17 protein-coding genes are annotated in these 21,631 nt (G+C 70.6%); 7 read left to right on the top strand and 10 right to left on the bottom strand.

The annotated features are described in order from the left end of the window. Positions 1-10 precede the first annotated feature (10 nt). The 3 genes from AB0M70_RS25510 to panB form a co-directional block, all read right to left on the bottom strand. A complete protein-coding gene (locus tag AB0M70_RS25510) occupies positions 11-838 on the bottom strand; it encodes an ABC transporter permease (RefSeq protein WP_363208388.1) in 828 nt (275 codons plus the stop codon). Beyond that, positions 835-1,854: an ATP-binding cassette domain-containing protein gene (locus AB0M70_RS25505; protein ID WP_365823076.1), complete on the bottom strand. Its 1,020-nt coding sequence runs from the start codon at positions 1,852-1,854 to the stop codon at positions 835-837. Before AB0M70_RS25505 ends, AB0M70_RS25510 begins: the two co-directional genes overlap by 4 nt. 154 nt (positions 1,855-2,008) lie before the next feature. Beyond that, positions 2,009-2,896, bottom strand: coding sequence for a 3-methyl-2-oxobutanoate hydroxymethyltransferase (gene panB / locus AB0M70_RS25500; protein ID WP_365823074.1), 888 nt, complete (start codon positions 2,894-2,896; stop codon positions 2,009-2,011). A gap of 156 nt (positions 2,897-3,052) precedes the next feature. Between panB and AB0M70_RS25495 the strand changes: the two genes are divergently transcribed. From AB0M70_RS25495 to AB0M70_RS25480, 4 genes are all read left to right on the top strand, one after another. Continuing rightward, entirely contained in the window at positions 3,053-4,645 is a 1,593-nt protein-coding gene (locus AB0M70_RS25495; protein ID WP_365823072.1) for an MFS transporter, read from the top strand. A gap of 77 nt (positions 4,646-4,722) precedes the next feature. Then, on the top strand, positions 4,723-5,322 hold the full coding sequence (locus tag AB0M70_RS25490; protein ID WP_365823070.1) for a TetR/AcrR family transcriptional regulator: 600 nt from the start codon (positions 4,723-4,725) through the stop codon (positions 5,320-5,322). A 173-nt stretch (positions 5,323-5,495) separates the two neighbouring features. Continuing rightward, the gene (locus AB0M70_RS25485) at positions 5,496-6,518 is read left to right on the top strand and encodes an endonuclease/exonuclease/phosphatase family protein (RefSeq protein WP_365823068.1); all 1,023 of its coding nucleotides are present in this window, start codon (positions 5,496-5,498) and stop codon (positions 6,516-6,518) included. Positions 6,519-6,624: 106 nt separating this feature from the next. Next, positions 6,625-7,872 carry an MFS transporter gene (locus AB0M70_RS25480; RefSeq protein WP_365823066.1) on the top strand — a complete coding sequence of 416 codons (1,248 nt, stop codon included), beginning with the start codon at positions 6,625-6,627 and terminating at the stop codon, positions 7,870-7,872. A gap of 112 nt (positions 7,873-7,984) precedes the next feature. Here the strand turns inward: AB0M70_RS25480 and AB0M70_RS25475 are convergent, their stop codons facing one another. The 3 genes from AB0M70_RS25475 to AB0M70_RS25465 all read right to left on the bottom strand — a co-directional run bounded on the left by AB0M70_RS25475 (position 7,985) and on the right by AB0M70_RS25465 (position 12,255). After that, positions 7,985-9,742 (bottom strand): NAD+ synthase, encoded by a 1,758-nt coding sequence (locus AB0M70_RS25475; protein ID WP_365823064.1) that lies wholly within the window; start codon positions 9,740-9,742, stop codon positions 7,985-7,987. A gap of 170 nt (positions 9,743-9,912) precedes the next feature. Continuing rightward, entirely contained in the window at positions 9,913-11,586 is a 1,674-nt protein-coding gene (locus AB0M70_RS25470; RefSeq protein ID WP_365823062.1) for a multicopper oxidase family protein, read from the bottom strand. Positions 11,587-11,724: 138 nt separating this feature from the next. Beyond that, positions 11,725-12,255, bottom strand: coding sequence for a hypothetical protein (locus AB0M70_RS25465; protein ID WP_365823060.1), 531 nt, complete (start codon positions 12,253-12,255; stop codon positions 11,725-11,727). Between the two features lie 178 nt (positions 12,256-12,433). Here AB0M70_RS25465 and AB0M70_RS25460 point away from each other — a divergent pair, with 178 nt between their 5' ends. Together AB0M70_RS25460 and AB0M70_RS25455 are read left to right on the top strand one after the other, a co-directional pair. Next, positions 12,434-13,120: a DUF998 domain-containing protein gene (locus AB0M70_RS25460; RefSeq protein WP_365823197.1), complete on the top strand. Its 687-nt coding sequence runs from the start codon at positions 12,434-12,436 to the stop codon at positions 13,118-13,120. Beyond that, positions 13,117-13,920 (top strand): alpha/beta hydrolase, encoded by an 804-nt coding sequence (locus AB0M70_RS25455; protein WP_365823058.1) that lies wholly within the window; start codon positions 13,117-13,119, stop codon positions 13,918-13,920. The genes AB0M70_RS25460 and AB0M70_RS25455 overlap by 4 nt, the downstream gene beginning before the upstream one ends. Positions 13,921-15,604: 1,684 nt before the next feature. Here AB0M70_RS25455 and AB0M70_RS25450 read toward each other — a convergent pair. The 4 genes from AB0M70_RS25450 to AB0M70_RS25435 form a co-directional block, all read right to left on the bottom strand. Then, positions 15,605-16,660, bottom strand: coding sequence for a LacI family DNA-binding transcriptional regulator (locus AB0M70_RS25450; protein ID WP_365823056.1), 1,056 nt, complete (start codon positions 16,658-16,660; stop codon positions 15,605-15,607). 147 nt (positions 16,661-16,807) lie between these two features. After that, positions 16,808-18,445, bottom strand: a complete 1,638-nt coding sequence (locus tag AB0M70_RS25445) for an extracellular solute-binding protein (RefSeq protein WP_365823054.1) — start codon at positions 18,443-18,445, stop codon at positions 16,808-16,810. Positions 18,446-18,503: 58 nt separating this feature from the next. After that, a complete protein-coding gene (locus tag AB0M70_RS25440; protein ID WP_365823195.1) occupies positions 18,504-19,367 on the bottom strand; it encodes a carbohydrate ABC transporter permease in 864 nt (287 codons plus the stop codon). A gap of 59 nt (positions 19,368-19,426) precedes the next feature. Then, positions 19,427-20,281, bottom strand: a complete 855-nt coding sequence (locus AB0M70_RS25435) for an ABC transporter permease subunit (RefSeq protein ID WP_135336256.1) — start codon at positions 20,279-20,281, stop codon at positions 19,427-19,429. Positions 20,282-20,628: 347 nt separating this feature from the next. Between AB0M70_RS25435 and AB0M70_RS25430 the strand changes: the two genes are divergently transcribed. Next, positions 20,629-21,600 (top strand): hydroxyacid dehydrogenase, encoded by a 972-nt coding sequence (locus AB0M70_RS25430; RefSeq protein ID WP_365823193.1) that lies wholly within the window; start codon positions 20,629-20,631, stop codon positions 21,598-21,600. Positions 21,601-21,631: the final 31 nt, after the last annotated feature.

Here is a 21,631-nt window from a genome sequence, read left to right as displayed (position 1 = left end):
GCGCCCGCACTCAGTTCTTCGTGCGGAACTTGTGGATCGCGATGGGCGCCATCGCCAGGGTGAGCACCGCCGACCAGCCGACCGTGACCCAGACGTCGTGCGCGACCGGGCCGCCGACCATCAGGCCGCGCGCGGAGTCCGCGAGCGAGGACAGCGGGTTGTAGTCGGTGAAGCCCTGCAGCCAGCCCGGCATCGACTGCGTCGGCGCGAAGATCGACGAACCGAACTGCAGCGGCATCAGGACCAAAAAGCCCATCGCCTGCACGGACTGGGCGCTCTTCATGGAGACGCCGAGGACCAGGAAGATCCACATGATGGACGTGCCGAAGAGTGCGGAGAGGCCCACGGCGGCGAGCAGTCCGCCCCAGTTGGTGATGTCGAAGCCGACCAGGACACCGACGATCATCATGATCGTCGTCGCGATGAGCAGACGCATCAGCTCCACCACGATCTTGGCGAAGAGGACCGAGCCCTGGCCGATCGGCAGGGTGCGGAAACGGTCCATGATGCCGTTCTGGAAGTCCTGGTTGAAGCCCGTGCCGACGGCCATCGCGATGTTCATGCTCATCATCGCCATCATGCCCGGGACCACGTACTGCACGTACTGGTCCTGACCGCCGCCGAGGGCCTGGCCGATGGAGCCGCCGAAGACGTACACGAACAGGAGCGTGAAGACGATCGGCATCAGGACCGCGTCGAACATCGACTCCGGGTCCTGGCGGATCCACAGCAGATTGCGGCGGACCAGCGCGCTGGTGTGCCGCACGTGGTCGCGAAGACCGATACGGGCGTCGGCCTCTCCCTGGTGGAGGGGCGGCGCGAGAGTGGTGCTGCTCATGCGGCAACCTCCTCGAGTTCGGGGCGGGCGTCCTGCGGGGCGCTGGCCTTCTGGCCGGTGATGGAGAGGAACACCTCGTCCAGGCTGGGCAGTTCGGTGCCGATCGAGCCGATCGTGATGCCGCGCGCGGCGACGGCGCCGACCACGGCGGTGAGCTGCTCGTCGCTGAGGATCGGCACCAGGACCGTGCCGGTCTCGATGTCCACGGTGGAGGTGGCGAGGCCGGTCAGGCCCATGTCGTCGAGCGCGCCGGCCAGCGGGCGCAGCTCCAGCGGGTCGGCCGGGCGGATGCGCAGGGTGCGGCCGCCGACCTTCGCCTTCAGCTCGTCGATGCCGCCGTTGGCGATGACCTTGCCGCGGTCGATGACGGTCAGCTCGGAGGCGAGCTGCTCGGCCTCCTCCATGTACTGCGTGGTGAGCAGCACGGTGACGCCTTCGGTGACCATGCGCTTGACCTCGGCCCACACCTCGTTGCGGGTGCGGGGGTCGAGGCCGGTGGTCGGCTCGTCCAGATAGAGGACGGAAGGGCTGCCGATCATCGACGCCGCGAGGTCGAGGCGGCGGCGCATGCCGCCGGAGTACGTCTTGGCCGGGCGGTTCGCCGCCTCGGTGAGCGAGAACCGCTCGAGCAGGCCGTCCGCCCTAGCCCTGGCCTCCTTGCGGGAGAGGTCCAGGAGGCGGCCGATCATGTAGAGGTTCTCGCGCCCGGAGAGCTTCTCGTCCACGGAGGCGTACTGGCCGGTGAGGCCTATGACCCGGCGGAGCTGGCGGGGCTGCTTGGCGACGTCGTACCCGGCCACGTAGGCCGTGCCCGCGTCGGGGGTGATGAGGGTGGAGAGGCAGCGCACGAGGGTGGTCTTGCCGGCGCCGTTCGGGCCGAGCACGCCGAGGACGGTGCCTTCGCGTACGTCGAGGTCCACGCCGTCCAGTGCTTTGGTCTCGCCGTAGTGCTTGACCAGTCCCCTCACGGTGACGGCGCTTGCGGCGCCGCCGGGGATGTTGTCGATTCGCGTCATGCCGCAAGGTTGGCATCCGCCACCGACAACTCACCGACAAGCCACCGACAGGACGCCTGCACCCGGGAAAACGGACAGCCCGTCGACGGGGGAAATCGACGGGCTGCCGGTGGTGCCACTGTGGTCTGGGGGTGGGGAGAACCGCCCTGCGGTGCTAGTGGACCGCGTGTTCCGGGGCGGGGAACGTGCCGCCCACCACATCCTCCGCGAACGCCTTGGCCGCGCCGGTCATCACGCCCCGCAGATCCGCGTACTGCTTCACGAAGCGCGGCATCTTGCCGCCGGTCAGGCCGAGCATGTCCGTCCAGACGAGGACCTGCGCGTCGCACGCGGCCCCCGCGCCGATCCCGACCGTCGGGATGTGCAGGGAGCGGGTGACCTCGGCCGCCAGCTCCTCGGGGACCAGTTCCAGGACGACCGCGAACGCGCCCGCGTCCTGCGCGGCCTTCGCGTCGCTCAGCAGGCGGTGCGCCGCCTCGTCGCCGCGGCCCTGGACGCGGTAGCCCATGGTGTTCACGGACTGCGGCGTCAGGCCGAGGTGGGACATGACGGGGATGCCGGAGGAGACGATGAGCTCGGTCTGGGGGAGCGAGCGCTCGCCGCCCTCCAGCTTCACCGCACCGACCCCGGCCTCCTTCACCAGGCGCGTCGCCGAGCGAAGGGCCTGCACCGGGCCCTCCTGGTAGGACCCGAAGGGCAGGTCGCCGACGATCAGGGCACGCGACGTGCCCCGTACGACGGCCGCGGACAGCATGGCCATCTGGTCGAGCGTGACCGGCACGGTCGTCTCGTACCCGAGGTGACAGTTGCCCGCCGAGTCGCCGACCAGCATCACGGGGATGCCTGCCTCGTCGAAGACGGACGCGGTCATCGCGTCGTACGCGGTGAGCATGGGCCACTTCTCGCCGCGCTCCTTGGCGGCGGTGATGTCCCGGACGGTGATGCGGCGGGTGCTCTTGCCTCCGTACAGCGCCTTGCTGCTGTCGGTGGACTGACCGGCGGGGCCCGCGGGCTGGTTCTGGGCAGCCGAAAGTTGCGTCATCGCAACGGCTCCTTCTGTTATCTCGAGGCGCCCTGACGGCGTCCCCGGATCACCTCCATGGTGGCATCGCCCGGCGCCCGGCGGCTAGTGGACCCTTCGGTAAAGTCTTTACAATACGAGACGGTCTCGTATCGAAATGGGCCTAGGCTGGCACCCATGACTACTCCCGCCGTCTCCACTCCCCGCATCCCGGAAGCCGTCCACCGGCGTCGGTGGGCGATCCTCGGCGTCCTGATGCTGAGCCTGCTGATCGTGGTGCTCGACAACTCGATCCTGAACGTCGCCATCAAGACGATCTCGACCCCCGAGCCCACGGGCCTGGGCGCCACCCAGGGCGACCTGGAGTGGGCCATCAACTCCTACACCCTGGTCTTCGCGGGGCTCCTCTTCACCGCGGGCCTGCTCGGCGACCGGCTCGGCCGCAAGAAGGTGCTGCTCGCGGGCCTCGCCGTCTTCGGCATCGGCTCCGCGCTCGCCGCCGAGTCCGGCTCACCCGTCCAACTCATCCTGTTCCGCGCGGTGATGGGTCTCGGCGCGGCCTTCGTGATGCCCGCCACCCTCGCCGTCCTGATGAACGTCTTCGAGCGTGACGAGCAGCCCAAGGCCATCGGCATCTGGGCGGGCGGCGTCGGCCTCGCCATCGCGATCGGGCCCATCACCGGCGGCGTCCTTCTCGACCACTTCTGGTGGGGCTCGGTCTTCCTGGTGAACGTGCCGATCGTGATCGTCGCGATCGGGCTGATGATCTGGCTCGTGCCCGAGTCGCGCGACCCGAAGCCGGGCCGGATCGACCTGGTGGGCGTCGCCCTGTCCGTCGTCGGCCTCGTCCTGCTCGTCTACGGCATCATCAAGGGCGGCCAGCTCGCCGACTTCACCGACCCCGCCGTCATCGGCACGGTCGTCGCGGGCCTCGCCGTACTCGTCGGCTTCGTGCTGTACGAGAAGCGCAGCGACCACCCGTCCATCGACATCTCGTATTTCAGGAACCGTGTCTTCTCGGCGGCGATCAGCAGCCTCGCGCTCGTCTTCTTCGCGCTGATGGGCGTGACGTTCTTCGCCGTCTTCTACACGCAGAGCGTGCGCGGCTACTCACCGCTGCAGACCGGCCTGCTGATGCTGCCGCTCGCCGCGGCCCAGCTCATCTTCGCGCCGCGCGCCCGTCTCGTCGTCGACCGCTTCGGGGTCCGCGCCGTGTGCTCGGGCGGGCTGCTGCTCCTGGCCGCGATGCTCGCCGCCTTCACGGCCCTGGAGGCCGATACGCCGATCTGGATCCTGGAGGTCATCTTCTTCCTGATGGGCACCGGCATGGCGCACATCATGACGCCCGCCAGCGTCGTCATCATGCAGGCGCTGCCCCGCGAGAAGGCGGGCTCCGCCTCCGCGCTGAGCAACACCTTCCGGCAGGTCGGCGGCGCCCTCGGCATCGCGGTGCTCGGCTCCGTGCTCTCCGCGGCCTACCGCAGCGGCGTAGAGGACAAGCTCACGCTCCTGCCCGCCGACGCGCGGCACGCGGCGGGCGAGTCCATCGAGGCCACCCTCGGCGTCGCCGCCAAGCTCGGCCCGCGCGGTGAACCCCTGGTAACGGCGGCCCACGACTCCTTCCTGCACGCCATGCACATCACAGCACTCTGCGGCGCGGGCGTGGCCCTGATCGGCGTCGTGGTCGTCGCCCTGTTCCTGCCGGGCCGCACGCCCCAGGAGCCAGAGGCGGAGCGTCCGGAAGCCGACCCCGTGGGCGCGGGGCGCTGACCGGAGCGGGGGAGAGCAGGGGGAGCAGGGGAGAATCGCCACGGCAGAGCGCCGGACGACGAGAAGACGGAGTTGACGTGGGCCACATCGCCAAAGGCGTCCGGGGGCGCCCCCGCAGCGAGGCCGTGGAGCGGTCGATCGTCGAGGGCGTCCTGAAGCTGATCGAGGACGGCGTGCCCCTGGCCGATCTCTCCATCGAGCGGATCGCGCGCACGGCGGGTGTCGGCAAGGCGACCATCTACCGCCGCTGGAGCGGCAAGGAGGAACTCTTCGTCGACATCCTGCGCGGCATCGACGACCCGCCGCCCGAACTGACGGGCGACTCGATGCGCGGCGACATCATCGTCCTCCTCGACCATCTGCGCAGGCGCGGCGTGAACATGCGCTCCTCCGCGCTGCTGCACAACGTGTTCGCGCAGATGAAGAGCCTGCCGAAGCTGTGGGAGGCGTACCACGCGACCGTCGTCGAACCCCAGCGCCGCGTCATGCTCGGGGTGCTGCGCCGGGGCGCGGAGAACGGCGAACTGCCCGCCGACGTCGACATCGTCCTCGCCAACGATCTCTTCGTCGGCCCCATGCTCGTACGCACCGTCCTGCGTTCCGACGCGCCGCTGGAGGAGGACCTCGCCGAGCGGATCGTGGACACCGTGCTCGCGGGACTGCGGCCCACGGGGTGAATGTGCGCGTTTCGTCACAGCGGCCCGTTGTGCGGTGAGATGCGGAACCCGCCGCGCCGCGCCGCTCGTCCTCGTCCCGTACGGCCGTCACGGACGGCGGGGAGGACACCCGATCATCGCCTAGGGTTTCAGGGGCGAGGACGGTTGCACGGCACCAGTGAGGCGACGAGCGTATGGCGCAGGCGTATGTGACGGAGACAGGCAGCGGCGGCTCGGAACCCGGCCGCCAGGGGTCTCGGTTCCGGCGCCTGGCCGACGGCTGGCGCGGCGACCGGGGCATCTGGCGGCGCGGGCTCGTCACGGCCGGGATCGCGGTGCTGCTCGCCCTGGTGATGCTCTTCCACGCACAGATCCCGAACGGCGTCGGCAACCTCGGCAGCCTCATCGAGACGTTCCTGCCCTGGCTCGGCGTCCTGATCCCGGTGCTGCTCGTCGTCGGCTTCGTGCGCAGGTCCGCCACCGCGCTGATCGCGGTGCTGCTGCCCTCGGTCATCTGGGTCAGCTCCTTCGGCGGCCTGGTCAGCGACAAGTCCGGCGCCGGCGGCGATCTGACGGTCGCCACCCACAACGTGAACGCGGAGAACGCCGACCCCTCGGGCACCGCCCGTGACGTCGCCGCTTCCGGCGCCGACGTCGTGGCCTTGGAGGAGCTCACGGCGAACGCCGTCCCGACGTACGAGAAGGCGCTGGCCGGCACGTACAAGTACCACTCGGTGCAGGGCACGGTCGGCCTGTGGAGCAAGTACCCCCTGACCGGCACCAAGCCCGTCGACATCAAGCTGGGCTGGACGCGCGCCATGCGCACGACGGTCAACAGCCCCAAGGGCGAGGTCGCCGTCTACGTCGCCCACCTGCCGTCGGTGCGGGTCAAGCTGGACGCGGGCTTCACCGCCAACCAGCGTGACGACAGCGCGGACGCGCTCGGCGAGGCGATCGCCGACGAGCAGGTCTCCAAGGTCGTGCTGCTCGGCGACCTGAACGGCACGATGAACGACCGCGCCCTGAACGCGGTCACCTCCCAGATGCGCTCCACGCAGGGCGCGGCGGGTGACGGCTTCGGCTTCAGCTGGCCCGCGTCGTTCCCGATGGCGCGGATCGACCAGATCATGGTGAAGGGCGTCGAGCCGCTGTCGTCGTGGACGCTGCCGGAGACGGGCAGCGACCACCTGCCGATCGCGGCGCGGCTAGATCTCTAGCCTCACCTCTGCTCACCTTGCGGAATACTGAGCCCGAGCGACTTTGTTCCGTACGTAAACTTACGGAACACCCGTCCCCCTCATGCGCTCCCCCGGAAGGTTCTTCATGCCCCTGGCCCTGCTCGCCCTAGCCGTGGGCGCCTTCGGCATCGGCACGACCGAGTTCGTGATGATGGGCCTGCTGCCCAACGTCGCGGACGACCTGCACATATCCATCCCCACCGCAGGACACCTGGTCTCCGCGTACGCCCTCGGTGTCGTCATCGGCGCCCCGCTGCTCGCCGCGGTCACCGCGCGCATGCCGCGCCGCCGGGTCCTCATCGGCCTGATGGTGCTCTTCGTCACGGGCAACGCGCTCTCCGCCGCCGCCCCCGACTACCACTGGCTGATGGCCGCCCGCTTCCTCAGCGGCCTGCCGCACGGCGCGTTCTTCGGCGTCGGCGCGGTGGTCGCCACCGGCCTGGTGGCCCCCGAGCGCAAGGCGCGCTCCGTCTCGCTCATGTTCCTCGGCCTGACCGTCGCCAACATCGTGGGCGTACCCGTCGCCACGGCGATGGGCCAGCAGCTCGGCTGGCGCGCGACGTTCCTCGCGGTCAGCGCGATCGGCCTCGCCGCCATCGCCGCGCTCGCCCTCCTCGTCCCCGCCGACCACGGCCACGGCGAGAGCGGCGGGCTGCGCGGGGAGATCCGGGCGCTCGGCAGCGTTCCGGTGTGGCTCGCGCTCGGCACGACCGTGGCGGGCTTCGGGGCGCTGTTCTCCGCGTACAGCTACGTGACGCCGATGCTCACCGACGCCGCGGGCTACGCCGAATCCAGCGTTACGTTGCTCCTGGCGCTGTTCGGTGTCGGCGCTACGGCGGGCAACCTGCTCGGCGGCCGGCTCGCCGACCACTCCCTGCGGGGCACGCTCTTCGGCGGCCTCACGGCGCTCGTCGTGGTCCTCGCCCTGTTCCCCGTCCTGATGGGGACGGCGTGGAGCGCGGCGCTCGCGGTCACGCTGCTCGGCATGGCGGCGTTCACGACGGGCTCGCCCCTGCAGCTGATGGTGATGGAGAAGGCGTCGGCGGCCCCGTCCCTGGCCTCCTCCGCCAACCAGGCCGCGTTCAACCTCGCCAACGCGGGAGGTGCCTGGGTCGGCGGCCTCGCACTGGCCGCGGGCTTCGGCGTGACGTCACCGGCCGTGGTGGGCGCGGGCCTCGCGGTCCTCGGCCTCGCGGTGGCGGGCGTGGCGTACGTGGTGGACCTGCGGTCGCCCGGGTCTGTGCCTGTGCCTGGGTCTGCGTCTGTGCCGGCGGCGGGTGGTGAGCGGCTGGTGGCTTCGGGCGAGCCGCGGCGGGAGAGGGCCAGCCGCTAGGGCCGGTCCCTCAGTTCCCGGGTGACGGGCGGCGGGCGACCGGCGGGCGGGCGGCTGAACTGCCGCTTCGCGGCGGAATCTTCCCCGCTCGCCGCCCACCCGCCCGGCGCCGTCAGGCGGACTTCTCCCGCCAGCGATTGGTGATCGGAAGGCGGCGGTCCTTGCCGAAGCCCTTCGCGGAGATCTTCGTGCCCGGCGGGTACTGCCGCCGCTTGTACTCGGCGGTGTCCACCATCCGCAGCGTCTTCACGACCAGCTCCCGGTCATAACCGGCGGCGACGATCGTGTCCGCGCCCAGGTCCCGGTCGACGTACATCTCCAGGATCGCGTCGAGCACGGGGTAGTCCGGCAGCGAGTCCGTGTCCACCTGGTCGGGACGCAGCTCCGCGCTCGGCGGCTTGGTGATGGAGTTCTCCGGGATCGGTGGCGTCTGGCCACGGTCGAGCGCCGCGCGGTTGCGCCACTCGGCGAGCCGGAAGATCAGGGACTTGTAGACGTCCTTGATCGGCCCGTACGCCCCGACCGAGTCGCCGTAGAGCGTCGAATACCCCACCGCCAGCTCGGACTTGTTGCCCGGGGCGAGGACGATGTGGCCCTCCTGGTTGGAGAGGGCCATCAGCATCGTGCCGCGCAGCCGCGACTGGAGGTTCTCCTCGGCGAGTCCGGTGAGACCCAGCGACCCCATGTAGGCGTCGAACATCGGGGCGATCGGCACGGTGCGGAAGTTCAGCCCCGTACGGTGGGCCAGGTCCTCCGCGTCACTGATGGAGTGCTCCGACGAGTAGCGGGAGGGCATGGCGACGCCGTACACGTTCTGCGCGCCGAGCGCGTCGCAGGCGATCGCTGCGGTGAGGGCGGAGTCGATGCCTCCGGAGAGCCCGATCAGGACGCTGCTGAAACCGTTCTTCGCGGTGTACGCACGCAGCCCGACGACCAGCGCCGAGTACACCTCTTCCTCGTCGTCGAGCCGCTCGGCGTACCCACCCGTGAGTTCCGGCTCGTACGCGGGCAGGGGCTCCTGCGAGACGGTGACGTGCTCGATGCGCAGGCCGTCGTCGACGATGCCCGACGGCGGCTCGGGAGCGGCGGCCGGAAGATCGAGATCGAGGACGACACACCCCTCGGCGAACTGCGGGGCACGCGCGATGACTTCGCCGTCCCGGTCCACGACGACCGAGTCACCGTCGAAGACGATGTCGTCCTGGCCGCCGATCATGGCGAGGTAGGCGGTCGTGCAGCCGGCCTCCTGCGCACGCTTGCGCACGAGCTCAAGGCGTACGTCGTCCTTGTTCTGCTCGTACGGCGACGCGTTGATCGACAGCAGCAGCCCCGCGCCCGCGGTACGCGTGGCGGGGACACGGCCGCCGTCCTGCCAGAGGTCCTCGCAGATGGCGAGCGCGACGTCCACGCCGTGCACGCGCAGGATCGGCAGGGTCTCGCCCGGCACGAAGTAGCGGAACTCGTCGAAGACGCCGTAGTTCGGCAGGTGGTGCTTGGAGTACGTCAGGATGGCCTCGCCGCGGTGCAGTACGGCGGCGGCGTCACGCGGGGCGCCCGCCGGCTGGCCGTACTTCGGCTTGGCCTCCTCGGTGCGGTCGAGATACCCGACGACGACCGGCAGCTCGCCGTACCCCTCGTCGTTCAGCCGCGCGGCGAGCGCGCGCAACGCCTCCCGGGAGGCGTCGACGAAGGACGACCGCAGGGCGAGGTCCTCGACGGGATAGCCGGTCAGCGCCATCTCGGGGAACGCGACGAGGTGCGCTCCCTGCTCGGCGGAGTGCCGGGTCCAATGGACGATCGCCTCGACGTTCCCGGCGAGATCGCCGACGGTCGAGTCGATCTGATTCAGGGCGAGGCGTAGTTGAGGCACAAGGGCCAGTGTAATCGTCAGAGCGACGCGATGCCTTGCGGGGCGGGGTGGGGCGTCGATCGTCGGCTGGGGGAGTCGAGAGCGCGGAAGCCGGTGGTCGCCCGTCGGGAGAGCCGACGGCCGTCAGCCAGGGGAGCTGACGGCCGTCAGCCGGCGGGGGCTGAGGAGCGTCAGCTTCGGTAGCCGAGGACTGTCATCATTCCTGCCTCCGAGTGGTAGACGTTGTGGCAGTGGATCATCCACAGGCCCGGGTTGTCGGCCTCGAAGTCCACCGTCAGGGTGCCGTTCGGCAAGATGACCGCGGTGTCCTTGCGAGGGCCGTTCGGCGTGTTGGCCAGGGTGAACGTGTGGCCGTGCAGATGGATCGGGTGCCACATCGTCGTCGAGTTGGCGAAGACCAGGCGGACCCGTTCGCCCGCGCGGACCGGGTGGCGGCGGTCGGGGGAGTAGGGGGTCTTGTCGAAGGCCCAGTCGTACTTCGCCATTCCGCCGGTCAGCCGCAGCCTGATCGTGCGGTCCGGCTCGCGGGACGGGAGAGCCACCGAGCGTGCCGCCCGGAGCTTGTCCGCCGTCAGGAGGCGGCCCTTCAGTTCCTTGGGGCGTGTCGAGGGGGCAGGTGTCCGGCCGCCGCCCGTGCGCAGGACCGCGAGCGCCGCCGCCTTCTTGCCCTCGGCCGCCGCGGTCAGCGGGAAGACCCCGTCCTCGGCGGTGACCAGGACGTCATAGCGCTCGCCCATGCCGAGCAGCAGCGCGTCCGTCTTCGCGTGCTCCACCGGGAAGCCGTCCGTGTGCGTCACGGTCATCTCGTGGCCGCCGAGCGCCACCCGGAAGGCCGTGTCCCCGCCCGCGTTGATGATGCGCAGGCGGATGCGGTCGCCGGGGCGGGCCTTGAAGGAGGACGGGGCGTCCGGCGTACGGCCGTTGATCAAGTAGTGCGGGTAGGCGACGTCGCCCGCGTCGCCGCCCAGCAGGTCGCTCTTGGCGCCCATCATCATGCGGGGAGGCGGAGCCGGCGTAGAGGCGCCCGGCGAAGGGGCACTCGGCGAAGCGGCACTCGGCGTTGCGGCCGTGCGCAGCGCCATGCCGGACATGGCGTGGCCGCCGTGGTCCATGCCGCCCCCGCCGGAGCCGCCTTCCATGTCGTGGTCGCCCATGCCCTTGCTGAGCTCGGCGAGGACCGCGTCCGGGGTGGAGCCGTCCACCCCGTCGACCCAGTCGTCCAGGACGACGACCCACTCCCTGTCGTACCGCAACGGCTCCTTGGGGTCCTCGACGATCAGTGGTGCGTACAGACCGCGGTCCTGCTGGGTGCCCGAGTGGGGGTGGAACCAGTACGTTCCCGGGTGTGGCACCGCGAAGCGGTAGGTGAACTCCGCGCCGGGCTTGACGGCCTTCTGGGTCAGGCCCGGGACGCCGTCCATGTCGTTGCGCAGCGCCAGGCCGTGCCAGTGCAGGGATGTGGCCTCGGGGAGGTGGTTGGCGAGCGTGAGGGCGAGGGTGTCGCCCGCGGTGACGCGGACTTCCTTGCCGGGGAGCCGGTCGCCGTACGCCCAGGTCTTGACCGTGCGGCCGCCGAGGTCGAGCTTGGCCGCCGTCGCCGTCAGCTTCACCTCATGGACCGGGCCGCCGCCGGTCCGCTTCTTCTCCGCGGCGGCGACTTCCTTGCCCGCGGGGTCGACATAGCCCTCGGAGTAGCCCTCGGGCTCGGACCCGCCGCCGTGTCCGGCGTGGCCGGACCCGGACCCGGAGCCGGAGCAGGCAGTCAGGAGTCCCGAACCGGCGACGGCCGTCGCGGCGCCGAGCAGGGCGCGGCGCGAAGGGGTGCGCGGGAATTGAGTGCGCATGGCTGAGTACACCTCGTCGTGATGGTGGTGCGTGCAGATGGCCGCATCTGCTGCTTCTGATACACCGCTCGACGCCCGGAGGTTCCCATGCACGGACGCACCAGGACGCGGGCAGCGCGAAGCAGCCGGTGCGTCGGCCTAAATGCGCAGCACCGAGAGGTGGGAGAGGAGTATGCGGGGCGGCGGCGGATTGGGCCGCAGTCCGTCGAGCAGCCGGGCGAGCGGACGTGCGGGGACGGCGAAGCCGCCGGGCCGCAGCAGGCCCGCCTTGAGCAGCAGTACGAGGGTAAGTGCGGCAAGCACGGCGAGGCAGACGGACAGCGGGTCCATCCCGTCCACCCCGTCCACCCCGGCCATCCCGGCGGGGGCACCCACGGCTGTCGCCGCGCGCACGGGGCCGGTGACTTCGGCGCGACCCGGTGGCGCTGCGTCGCTCGCGCTCATTCCGTGCTGCGCGGCGGCTTGTTCGGGCCCGCTCGGGTGGTGACTTGGTGGCTGGCTCGGGTGGTTCGGAGAGTGGTCCGTCGCGGCGCTCGTGGAGTGGCCCGTCGTAGGGCTCGACGCGTGGGCTGTCGGGTGGCCCAGCGTATGCATCGTGACGATGCCGAAGAGCAGGGCGGCGAGCAGCAGGAGGTGCCTGCCGTTCCCTGGTCTCCTCGTGACCGCCATGGGCGGAACCTTACCCCCGCCGGGTATGGACGACATGCGGCCCCCCTGCTTGCCGCCGATCATGACGTCATGACGATTACGGACAAAGTGGGGCATGAAACGGTGTTCGTGGACGGCGGGTACGCGCGTGTCGTCACCCACTAGCGCCGTCCGCCGCCCCGCCGTACCGGCCACGCCGATGGAGTCCCGCCGCGCCCGCCCCCACGCTCGCGCCCTCACCGCCGCGGCCCTCCTGGCGCTCGGCGCGCTCGCCTACAGCACCTGGCTCCTCGAAGCGTTCCTCGGCACGGGACTGTCACCACTGACCTCGTACGTCAGTGAACTCGGGGCCCGGGACCAGCCGTACGGCATGCTCTTCCGCACGACCGACCTGACCGCCGGGCTGCTGGTCCTCGCGGGCGCGGTGGGCGCGCTGCTGTGGCTGCCGCGGCGGGGGAGCGGGGTCGTGGGGTGGGCGGGGCTCGCCCTGTTCGGGGCGGCCACCGCGGTCGACTCGCGGCTCCCGCTGAGCTGCGCGCCGACCGCCGACGCGCTCTGCGGGGCGAGGGAGCGGGCGGGGCTCGTGCCCGCGGCGCACTCGGCGCACGTGGTGAGCAGCAGTGTCGCGGTGACGGGGGCGCTGGTGGGGATGGTGGCGCTGACGTTCGCGGCGCGCAGGTACGGGCTCCTGCCCTCCCTCGCGGGCGGCTTCGGCCTCGTCCTCGTGGGCCTCGAACTCGCCGCCACCGTCTGGACCTTGGCCGCCATCGCCGCCTTCGACGCGGGGTACGGCACGTGGGCGCTGGGGGCGGGGCAGCGGCTTCAGGTGCTGCTGATCGCGGTCTGGCTGGGGTTCCTCGCGCGTGCGGTGGTGCGGCGCGGGTGAGTTTCGTACGGATCGGGGGAGTGCCGCATCACGTGCGGGTGGCGGGGAGCGGGCCGGTGTGTGTGCTGAGTGCGGGGCTCGGGCTCGCGTGGTTCGACTGGGACGCGGTGGTGGAGCGCCTCGCTCCGTGGCGGACCGTCGTCCGCTTCGACCGGCCGGGGGCGGGGCTGAGCGGCCACGCGCGCGTGGCGCCCACGCTGATGGGCGAGGCCGAGCGGATCGCGGGGGTCCTGGACGCGGTGGGCCTCGCCGGCCCGGCCACCGTGGTCGGACACTCCCTGGCGGGCTTCCACTGCGAGGCGTTCGCGCGCCTCTTCCCGGAGCGTACGGCGGGCCTGGTCCTCGTCGACTCCAGCGTCGAGGAACGGCCTCGGGTGCGGGTTCCCCGTGGGGTGCGGGTGGGGGCGGCGCGGGTGGGTGGGGCGGTACTTGCGGGGGTGGGGTTGCCGTGGGCGGTGGGGCCCGCGTTGCGGAGGGTGGCGGTGCGGGGGGATGGGCCCGTGAGGCGGGTCTACGGGGTGAGTCGGGTGTGGCGGGGGGCGTTGCTGGAGTACGCGACGTACGGTGACGCGGCGCTTGAACTCGCCGCGCTGCGGCGGGCTTTCCCCCTGCGGGGTGGGCTTCCGGTGACGGTTCTCGCTGCGTACGGGGGTGGGGGCGGGGTGGGGTGGCTCGCTCGGCAGCGGGGCCTTGCCGGCTTGCTCGGCGGGGCGTTCCGTGTGGCGGAGCCTTCGGGGCACTTGGTGATGCGGGATGTTCCGGGGGCGGTGGCAGGGGCGGTACTGGCCCCTGGGCCTTGACCCACCCCCAAACCGCCACCGCGCGCCGAACCCCCCTCCACCCACCCACCCGCTCACCCGGCAGCAACCGGTTCCCCCGTCCGGGGCGGGTCGCATTTAGGGCGCGCGCCGCCGGCGCCCCCGGTTCGCCGCTGCGCGGCTATTCCCCCGCCCACCCACCCGCTCACCCGGCAGCGACCGGTGCCCCCGCCCGGGGCGGGTCGCCCCTAGGCCGCGCACCGCCGGTGCCCCCGGTCCGCCGCTGCGCGGCTTTTCCCCCACCCACCCACCCGCTCACCCGGCAGCGGACGGTTCCCCGTCGGGGTGGCTGCGTCGTGGGCGCGCGCCCCGTCCCGGGCCTGGTTCGCCGCTGCGCGGCAAATCTCTCCCACCCACCCGGTTGCCCGGCAGCGGCGGGTCCCCCGTCCGGGGATTGGTTGTCTCTCGGGCGCGCCGTCTGTGGTCCCGGTTCGCCGGGGCGCGGCTCTCTCCGCCCACCCGATCACCGGCGGGCTTTCCCCGTCGGGGGTGGCTGCGTCCTGTGTGCGCGCCGTCCGTGGCCTGGTTCTGCGCGGCTGATCTTTCCCACCCACCTGCCCAATTGCCCGGCAGCGGACGGTTCCCTCGTCCGGGGATTGGTTGTCTCTTGGGCGCGCGCCGTCTGTGGTCCGGGTTCGCCGCTGCGCGGCGTGTCCCGCCTACCCGCTCACGCGGCAGCGGGCGGTTCCCCCGTCGGGGGGGCTGTGTCTTGGGCGCGCGCTCCGTCCGTGGCCTGGTTCACCGTTGCGCGGCAGATCTTTCCCACCCATCCGATTGCCCGGCAGTGGCGGGTCCCTCGTCCGGGGATTGGTTGTCTCTCGGGCGGGCGCCGTCTGTGGTCCGGGTTCGCCGCTGCGCGGCGTTTCCCGCCTACCCGCTCACGCGGCAGCGGGCGGTTCCCCCGTCGGGGGGCTGTGTCTTGGGCGCGCGCTCCGTCCGTGGCCTGGTTCGCCGCTGCGCGGCTGATCTTTCCCACCCACCTGCCCGGTTGCCCGGCAGTGGCGGGTCCTTCGTCCGGGGATTGGTTGTCTCTCGGGCGGGCGCCGTCTGTAGTTCTGGTTCGCCGTTGCGCGGCGTTTTCCCACCCCGCAGCGGAGATGTCCCATCTATCCCGGGGTGGCTGCTGCGTTGTGGATGTGCGTGCCTCGTCCATGGTCTCGGTTCGCCGTTGCGCGGCGGGGCTTTCATGCCCGCCCAGCTGAGCACCCGGCGGCGGGCGTCCCGCGTGCCGTTTCTGGCCTGGTGCGCCGTTGCGCGGCAATTTTTTCCCACCCACCCGATTTGCCGATTGCCCGGCAGCGGGCGTCTCCTCCGGGTTGTTCGCGTTGTGGGCGCGTGCCGTCTGTTGTCTTGGTTGGCCGCTGAGCTGCGCGTTTCACCGGCTCAGCCGGGTCACTCGCGGTGCCTTGGGTTTTTTCTCTTGGCGTCTTCATGCCGGGTGATCGGGTGGGTGGGTGGGAAAATATTGCCGCGGAGCGGGGGCTGACGTGCGCGCTGGGCAGCGCGCGGCACCCACCCCCCCCGACTCGACCCGGGGTAATCGGGCGGGTGGGCGGGAGGCACCCGCCGCGGAGCGGCGGTTCAGGACATACCCCGGGCAGCAGGCAGCAGGCAGCAGGCAACAAGCAGCAGCCGCAGCCCCCAGGAGGTCCCAGCCCCCGCCCCCCTACACCCCACCCCCCCAAACTCCCCGCACACTCTCCCGAATCACGATATGCGTCCCCAGCAGATGGCGTTCCTGGCCCGTTCGGGGGGAGCCCGACAGGGCCTGGCGGACTGCCGTGCGGCCCATTTCCTCCGCGGGGATGTGCACGGTCGTCAGGCCGGGAGTGATGTCCGCCGCCACCGGATCGTCGTTGTAGCCGACCACCGAGATGTCCTCCGGCACCCGCAGCCCATGCTCCCGCAGGGCGATCACCGTGGCCGCCGCCACCCTGTCGTCGCCCGCGAACACCGCCGTGAAGTCCGGCCGTCTGTCCGCCTTCTCGAGGAGGTCCTTGATCGCCTCGTACCCGTGGTTCTGACCGAAGCCGATGCCGTGCAGGATCGCCTCCTCGCGCGGCACCCCATGGTCCGCCAGCGCGCGCAGGTAGCCCGCGACGCGGTCCTCGCCCGTGGTGTGGCCGGGCTGGTAGCCGATCAGGGCTATCTTGCGGTGCCCTGCACCCAGCAGATGGCTCGTGATGGCGTACGCGCCCGCCTCGTTGTCGTACTCGACGACCAGCGCGGGAACATCCGGCGCCGGCGCCGGACGCCCGCACAGGACGAGGCGGGAGCCCGCCGCCGCGAGGGCCTCCGCGTACCGCGCCATCCGCTCGCGGTACTCGTCGTCCTCGATGACCCCGCCCACGAGCACCACCGCCTCCGCGGCCTGCTCGCGCATCATCTGCACCAGGGCCAGCTCGCGGGCCGGATCGCTGTTCGTCGATGAGATGAGGGTGAGCCGGCCCCGTTGGGCCGCCTCCATCTCCACGCCCTGCGCCACATGCGCGTAGAAGGAGCTCACCACGTCGAACATCAGCACCGCGATCGTCTTGCGCCCTGCGCCCGCCAACGCGCGCGCGTGCGCGTTGGCGACGTAGTCGAGGTCCTTGACGGCCCGCAGCACCTTCCCCCGAGACGCCGTCGACGTCGGGTAGTTGCCCGCGAGAACCCGCGAGACGGTCGCGACCGAGACGCCCGCCCGCGCCGCCACGTCACGGATGGTGACCCGCTCACCCACTGTGTCTCCTCAAGTCCTCAAGTAGCAGTGTCCGAGACGGGGTTGCCCGCGATGGCCGCCGTACCCGCCGTACCCGCGATACCTGCGTCGCCGCGTTGTCCCACCACAGCCCGTCCCGAACATCCATCATCCCGTCCCCGCGCCGGATCAGTGCGCGGCTTCGTACTCCTTCGCGAACTCCTCGCGTGCCTTCTCGCCGCCCTGGGTCTGCCACTTCTTGTAGACGGCGTCCCAGTCGGACAGCTTCTTGCGGCCCGAGACGATCGCCGTCACGCCGTCCTCGATGACCTGCTGCATGGAAGCGCCCTGCCGGTTGTACGTGTCCGACATCAGGCCCCAGTGGTCGTCGCGGACGAGGTGCGGCACGACCGCCTTCTCCCAGGTGTGCAGCCGCTTGGTCAGGTCGGCGAAACCGGGGAAGTACAGCGGCTGCGGCGCGTCCATGAGGTAGGCGAACGGGAGGTTCGTGCGGTTCTCGACCAGGCCGAGCGACGTGGGGATCGGGTCGCCCTTCTTGTCGTACTCGAAGTGCGTGCCCTCGACTCCGGAGTGCATCAGCTCGTACTCCTTGGAGCCGAACGGCGACGCCAGCCAGTCGAGCACCCGCAGCATCAGCTTGACGCGGTCCTTGGAGGCCTTCTTGATGACGGTGTAGCCGAAACAGCCGCGGTTCTGCTGGTAGACGGGCGTCGCGCCGTCCACCACGTACGGCACGGCGGCGTCCAGCGTGAACTCGTCCTTGATGCCCTGCGCGTTGGAGATGACCGCACCCCAGCCGTCCGTCATGGAGCGGACCGTGCCGTTGTAGAACTGCGTCTTCAGGTCGACCTGCGAGATCGAGGTGGCGTCGGAGTTGTACGAGCCCGCCTTGCGCATCTTCGACATGTACTCGAGCGCGGCCCTGAACTCGTCGGTCCCGTACATGTCGGTGACCTTGCCGTTCTTGATCTGCCACTGGTTCGGCGCCCCGTGCCACATCGCGTGGTAGAGGTAGCCGAAGAAGCCGACCGACGAGGCGCCGAGCGCGGACTTCTTGTTCCGCGACGCCTCGCGCGCCATCGCCTGGAAGTCGGTCGCCGCCATGCCCGGCTTGTAGCCCGCCTCGGCGAAGGCTTCCTTGTTGATGAACATCGCGCCCTGCACCTTGGCGCGCTCGATCGGGAGGCCGTAGATCCGACCGGACACGCGGCCCATGCCTTCCCACGCGTACGTGGGGATGTTGGCGAGGTTCGGGTAGTCCTTCACCGCGTCTCCGGAGAGGTGCTCCGAGAGGTCCGCGCACCGCGACTTCACGAACTGCGACTCGCGCGGCAGGACGTACCCGCCACCGAAGTTGATCATGTCGGGCAGGTCGTCGCCGGACATCAGGGTGGACATCTTGGAGCGGAAGTCCGCGTCCGGCACGACCGAGAACTCGACCTCCACGCCGAGGGCCTCGTTCATCGCCTGCCAGAACTTGTTCGATCCGACCGGCTTCGGCGGGGTGCCGTAGGTGATGGTCATGACCTTGATCTTCTGCTTGCCGTTGCCCGGCTTCTCGGCCGTCGCGGCGACCAGCTTCTGCGGGTACTGCGTGAAGCCGGGCTGCACGCCCTCGGCCGTGGGCGCGAGGTCGGGCGTCGGGCCCTTGGCGGGCGTGTACGTCGGCCAGGGCGCCGCCTTCTTGTCGGCGTTGCTGACCGAACCACCGCCGCCCGAGCCGGTCGAGCAGGCGGTGAGCAGGGAGGGAGCCGCGACCGCGGCCCCGCCGACGGCTATGGAGCGCAGCAGCGTACGGCGCGACATCGAAGAACTTGCGGAACCGGACACAGTGACGACCTTTCGAAGGTACGGGGAAGTTGGCTCAGCTCTTGATGGCGCCCGTGAGCACGCCCTTGGTGAAGTACTTCTGCAGGAAGGGGTAGACGATCAGGATCGGCACGGTGGCGATCACCAGGACGGCCATCTGCATCGTCTGCGGGGCCGAGACGTTCGAGGCGTCGCTCAGGCCGGTGTCCGCGATCTGCGATCCGCCCATGACGTACGTACGCAGGACCTGCTGGAGCGGCCAGTGGTCGGACTCCAGGTAGATCGAGGCATGGAACCAGGCGTTCCAGTAGCTCACCGCGTAGAAGAGGCCCACCACCGCGAGGGCCGCCTTGGAGAGCGGAAGGACGACCCGCCACAGGATCTGCCAGTCGTTCGCGCCGTCGAGCCGCGCCGCCTCGTACAGCTCCTCGGGCACGCCCTGGAAGAAGCCGCGCAGCACGACCAGGTTGAAGACGTTGATGAGGACGGGGACGATCAGGGCGCTGTAGCTCTCCAGCATCCCCATGCCCTTGACCAGCAGGAACGCAGGGATCATGCCGGGCGGGAAGAGGAAGGTGAAGAGAATGATCAGGAGGATCGGCTTGCCGCCGTACACCTTGGGGCGGCTCAGCGCGTACGCGAGGAACGTGGTGCACGCGAGCGAGGCGAGGGTGCCGATGATCGTGATGCCGGCGCTGACGCCGAGCGCCTTGGTGACGATGCCGCCCTCGAAGACCTGCTCGTAGGCGCGCAGGGTCGGGTGCGTGGGCCACAGGACCCAGCCGCCGTTGGCGATGACTTCGCGGTTCGAGGCGAACGACGTCGAGATGATCACGAGGAACGGCACGAAGACCATGACCAGGATGGTGACGATCGCCAGCGCCTTGGCCACCTGGGTGACCGGCTTCGGCTTCTCCATCCAGGAGGGGCGTACGGGACGCGGTGCGGGGGCGGAACGTATCGCCATGGATTTCGTGCTCACTTGTAGACCCCCTGCTCGCCGAGGCGATGGGCGACCTTGTTGGCCGCGAAGACGAGAATCGCGCCGACCACGCCCTTGAACAGGCCCGCCGCCGCGGCGTATCCGGTGTCGCCGCCGACGATGCCCTGCCAGAAGACGAAGGTGTCGAGCACCTCACCGGCCTCGGGCCCCACCGACTGCCGCTGCAGCAGCATCTGTTCGAAGCCGACGGAGAGGATGTCGCCGAGCCGCATGATCAGCAGCAGGATGACGACCGGCCGGATCGACGGCAGCGTCACATGCCAGAAGCGGCGCCAGGGGCCCGCCCCGTCGATGGCGGCGGCCTCGTACTGCTGCTCGTCCACCTGCATCAGCGCGGCGAGGAAGATGATCGTGCCCCAGCCGGCGTCTTTCCAGACGACCTGCGCGACGACGAGCGCGGGGTACGCGTCCGGGTTGCCGATGATGTCGACCGAGTGCAGACCCGCCTGTCCGAGCACGGAGTTGAGCAGGCCGGTGTCGGCGAGCACCTGCTGGAACAGGGCGACGACGATGACCCACGACAGGAAGTGCGGCAGATAGACCACCGACTGCACGAAGCGCCGCGTCAGGTCCGAGGTCAGGCTGTGCAGGAGCAGGGCGAGACCGAGCGGGACCGGGAAGAAGAAGACCAGCTGGAGCACCGCGAGGAAGAGCGTGTTCCAGGTCGCGTGCCAGAAGTCCGGGTCGCCGAACATCCGGTCGAAGTTCTCGAGGCCGACCCAGGGGCTGGCCCAGAGGCCGTCGAAGGGGACGTACTCCTTGAAGGCGACGGCGTTCCCGATGAACGCCCCGTAGTGGAACACCAGGAAGTACGCGACTCCCGGGGCCATGAGCAGCAGCAGGACTCGCGAGGAGCGAAACCGTTTCCAGCGCTCATCACGCTCTGGTTTGTTGCCATTTGGACGATTGATGCGCTTGCCGGGCGGCTTCACCGCCTCGGTTTCCGTCCGGTCCTTCGTCACCGCTGACACGGCAGCCCCTCCGTTGTCGGAACAAGGTGACCGGAATCTAAAGCGGTTACTAACCCCGGTCAACCCCCTTGACCCCGCGATCTCTTGACCACCGTCCCGACTTCGGCCTAGCCTCCAGGCGCTGTGGGGTAACCGGTTACTACGAGGGATGGTCACGCGTGGCAGACCAGGCAGAGTTGACGGGCCGACCGAACGCGGTGCTCGCGATGAGCGCGGACGTGGCGGAGCGGGTCTTCGCCCCCGACATCCGTGAACGACTGGACCGCAGCGTGGAGTTGGCGCCCGACCTGCTCACCGGATCACTCACGGAGGCCGGGGCGCTCGCCGCGCTGGCCGACGCGGAGATCCTGGTCACCGGCTGGAACTGTCCGCCCGTCACCGCCGAGGTCCTCGCCCACGCCCCTCGGCTCCGGGTCCTCGTGCACGCCGCCGGATCGGTGAAACCCGTGGTGACGGACGCGCTGTGGGACCGGGGCGTGGTGGTCTCGTCCGCGGCCGACGCGAACGCGGGGCCCGTCGTGGCCTACACCCTCGCCGCGATCACCTTCGCGGCGAAGGGCGCGCTGCCGACCGCGGCGGGGTACGCCGCCGGGTGGCCGCCCTTCACGGAACGGACCGGCGCCGACGCACGCACCATCGGCATCATCGGCGCCTCCCGCATCGGCCGCGGGGTCATCGCGGCGCTGCGTGCGTCCGACGCGGGGTGGCGCGTGCTGCTCAGCGATCCGTACGTCACGCGGGAGGAGGCGGCGGGCCTCGGCGTGGAGCTGGTCGACCTCTCAGAGCTGTGCCGGCGCAGCTCGATCGTCAGCGTCCACGCGCCCCAACTGCCCGAGACGCGGGGCATGATGAGCGAGGAGATGCTGAAGCTGATCCCCGACGGGGGAACGCTCATCAACACGGCGCGCGGCGCACTGATCGACACGGAGGCGCTGGCCAGGGAGTGCGGGGCGGGGCGCCTGGACGCTTTCCTCGACGTGACGGACCCGGAGCCGCTGCCGACGGGGCACCCTCTGCTGACGTTGCCGAATGTCCTGGTGACCCCGCATGTCGCGGGGGCGCAGGGGAGTGAGGTGCGGCGGCTCGGGGAGTTCGCGGTGGGGGAGGTGGAACGGTTCGTGCGGGGGGAAGCGTTGCGGGGGCGGTTGCTGCGGGAGGAGTTGCTGCGGGTGGCGTAGGGGCGGTTATTTTTCCCCCACCCCGCCCCTT

It is taken from the genome of Streptomyces sp. NPDC051214 (genome assembly GCF_040682375.1).
Classification (GTDB): domain Bacteria; phylum Actinomycetota; class Actinomycetes; order Streptomycetales; family Streptomycetaceae; genus Streptomyces.
Note: the sequence above shows the minus strand (reverse complement) of the source record. Positions and strands in the feature narration are given on the sequence as shown.

What these genes read in the sequence shown, in the direction of transcription:
- AB0M70_RS25480 (WP_365823066.1), top strand. Translation starts at nt 6,625, where the DNA reads ATGCCCCTGGCCCTGCTCGCCCTAGCCGTGGGCGCCTTCGGCATCGGC.
- AB0M70_RS25460 (WP_365823197.1), top strand. Translation starts at nt 12,434, where the DNA reads ATGGAGTCCCGCCGCGCCCGCCCCCACGCTCGCGCCCTCACCGCCGCG.
- AB0M70_RS25485 (WP_365823068.1), top strand. Translation starts at nt 5,496, where the DNA reads ATGGCGCAGGCGTATGTGACGGAGACAGGCAGCGGCGGCTCGGAACCC.
- AB0M70_RS25495 (WP_365823072.1), top strand. Translation starts at nt 3,053, where the DNA reads ATGACTACTCCCGCCGTCTCCACTCCCCGCATCCCGGAAGCCGTCCAC.
- AB0M70_RS25510 (WP_363208388.1), bottom strand. Translation starts at nt 838, where the DNA reads ATGAGCAGCACCACTCTCGCGCCGCCCCTCCACCAGGGAGAGGCCGAC.
- AB0M70_RS25445 (WP_365823054.1), bottom strand. Translation starts at nt 18,445, where the DNA reads ATGTCGCGCCGTACGCTGCTGCGCTCCATAGCCGTCGGCGGGGCCGCG.
- panB (WP_365823074.1), bottom strand. Translation starts at nt 2,896, where the DNA reads ATGACGCAACTTTCGGCTGCCCAGAACCAGCCCGCGGGCCCCGCCGGT.
- AB0M70_RS25505 (WP_365823076.1), bottom strand. Translation starts at nt 1,854, where the DNA reads ATGACGCGAATCGACAACATCCCCGGCGGCGCCGCAAGCGCCGTCACC.
- AB0M70_RS25440 (WP_365823195.1), bottom strand. Translation starts at nt 19,367, where the DNA reads ATGGAGAAGCCGAAGCCGGTCACCCAGGTGGCCAAGGCGCTGGCGATC.
- AB0M70_RS25435 (WP_135336256.1), bottom strand. Translation starts at nt 20,281, where the DNA reads ATGGCCCCGGGAGTCGCGTACTTCCTGGTGTTCCACTACGGGGCGTTC.
- AB0M70_RS25470 (WP_365823062.1), bottom strand. Translation starts at nt 11,586, where the DNA reads ATGCGCACTCAATTCCCGCGCACCCCTTCGCGCCGCGCCCTGCTCGGC.
- AB0M70_RS25430 (WP_365823193.1), top strand. Translation starts at nt 20,629, where the DNA reads ATGAGCGCGGACGTGGCGGAGCGGGTCTTCGCCCCCGACATCCGTGAA.
- AB0M70_RS25465 (WP_365823060.1), bottom strand. Translation starts at nt 12,255, where the DNA reads ATGGCGGTCACGAGGAGACCAGGGAACGGCAGGCACCTCCTGCTGCTC.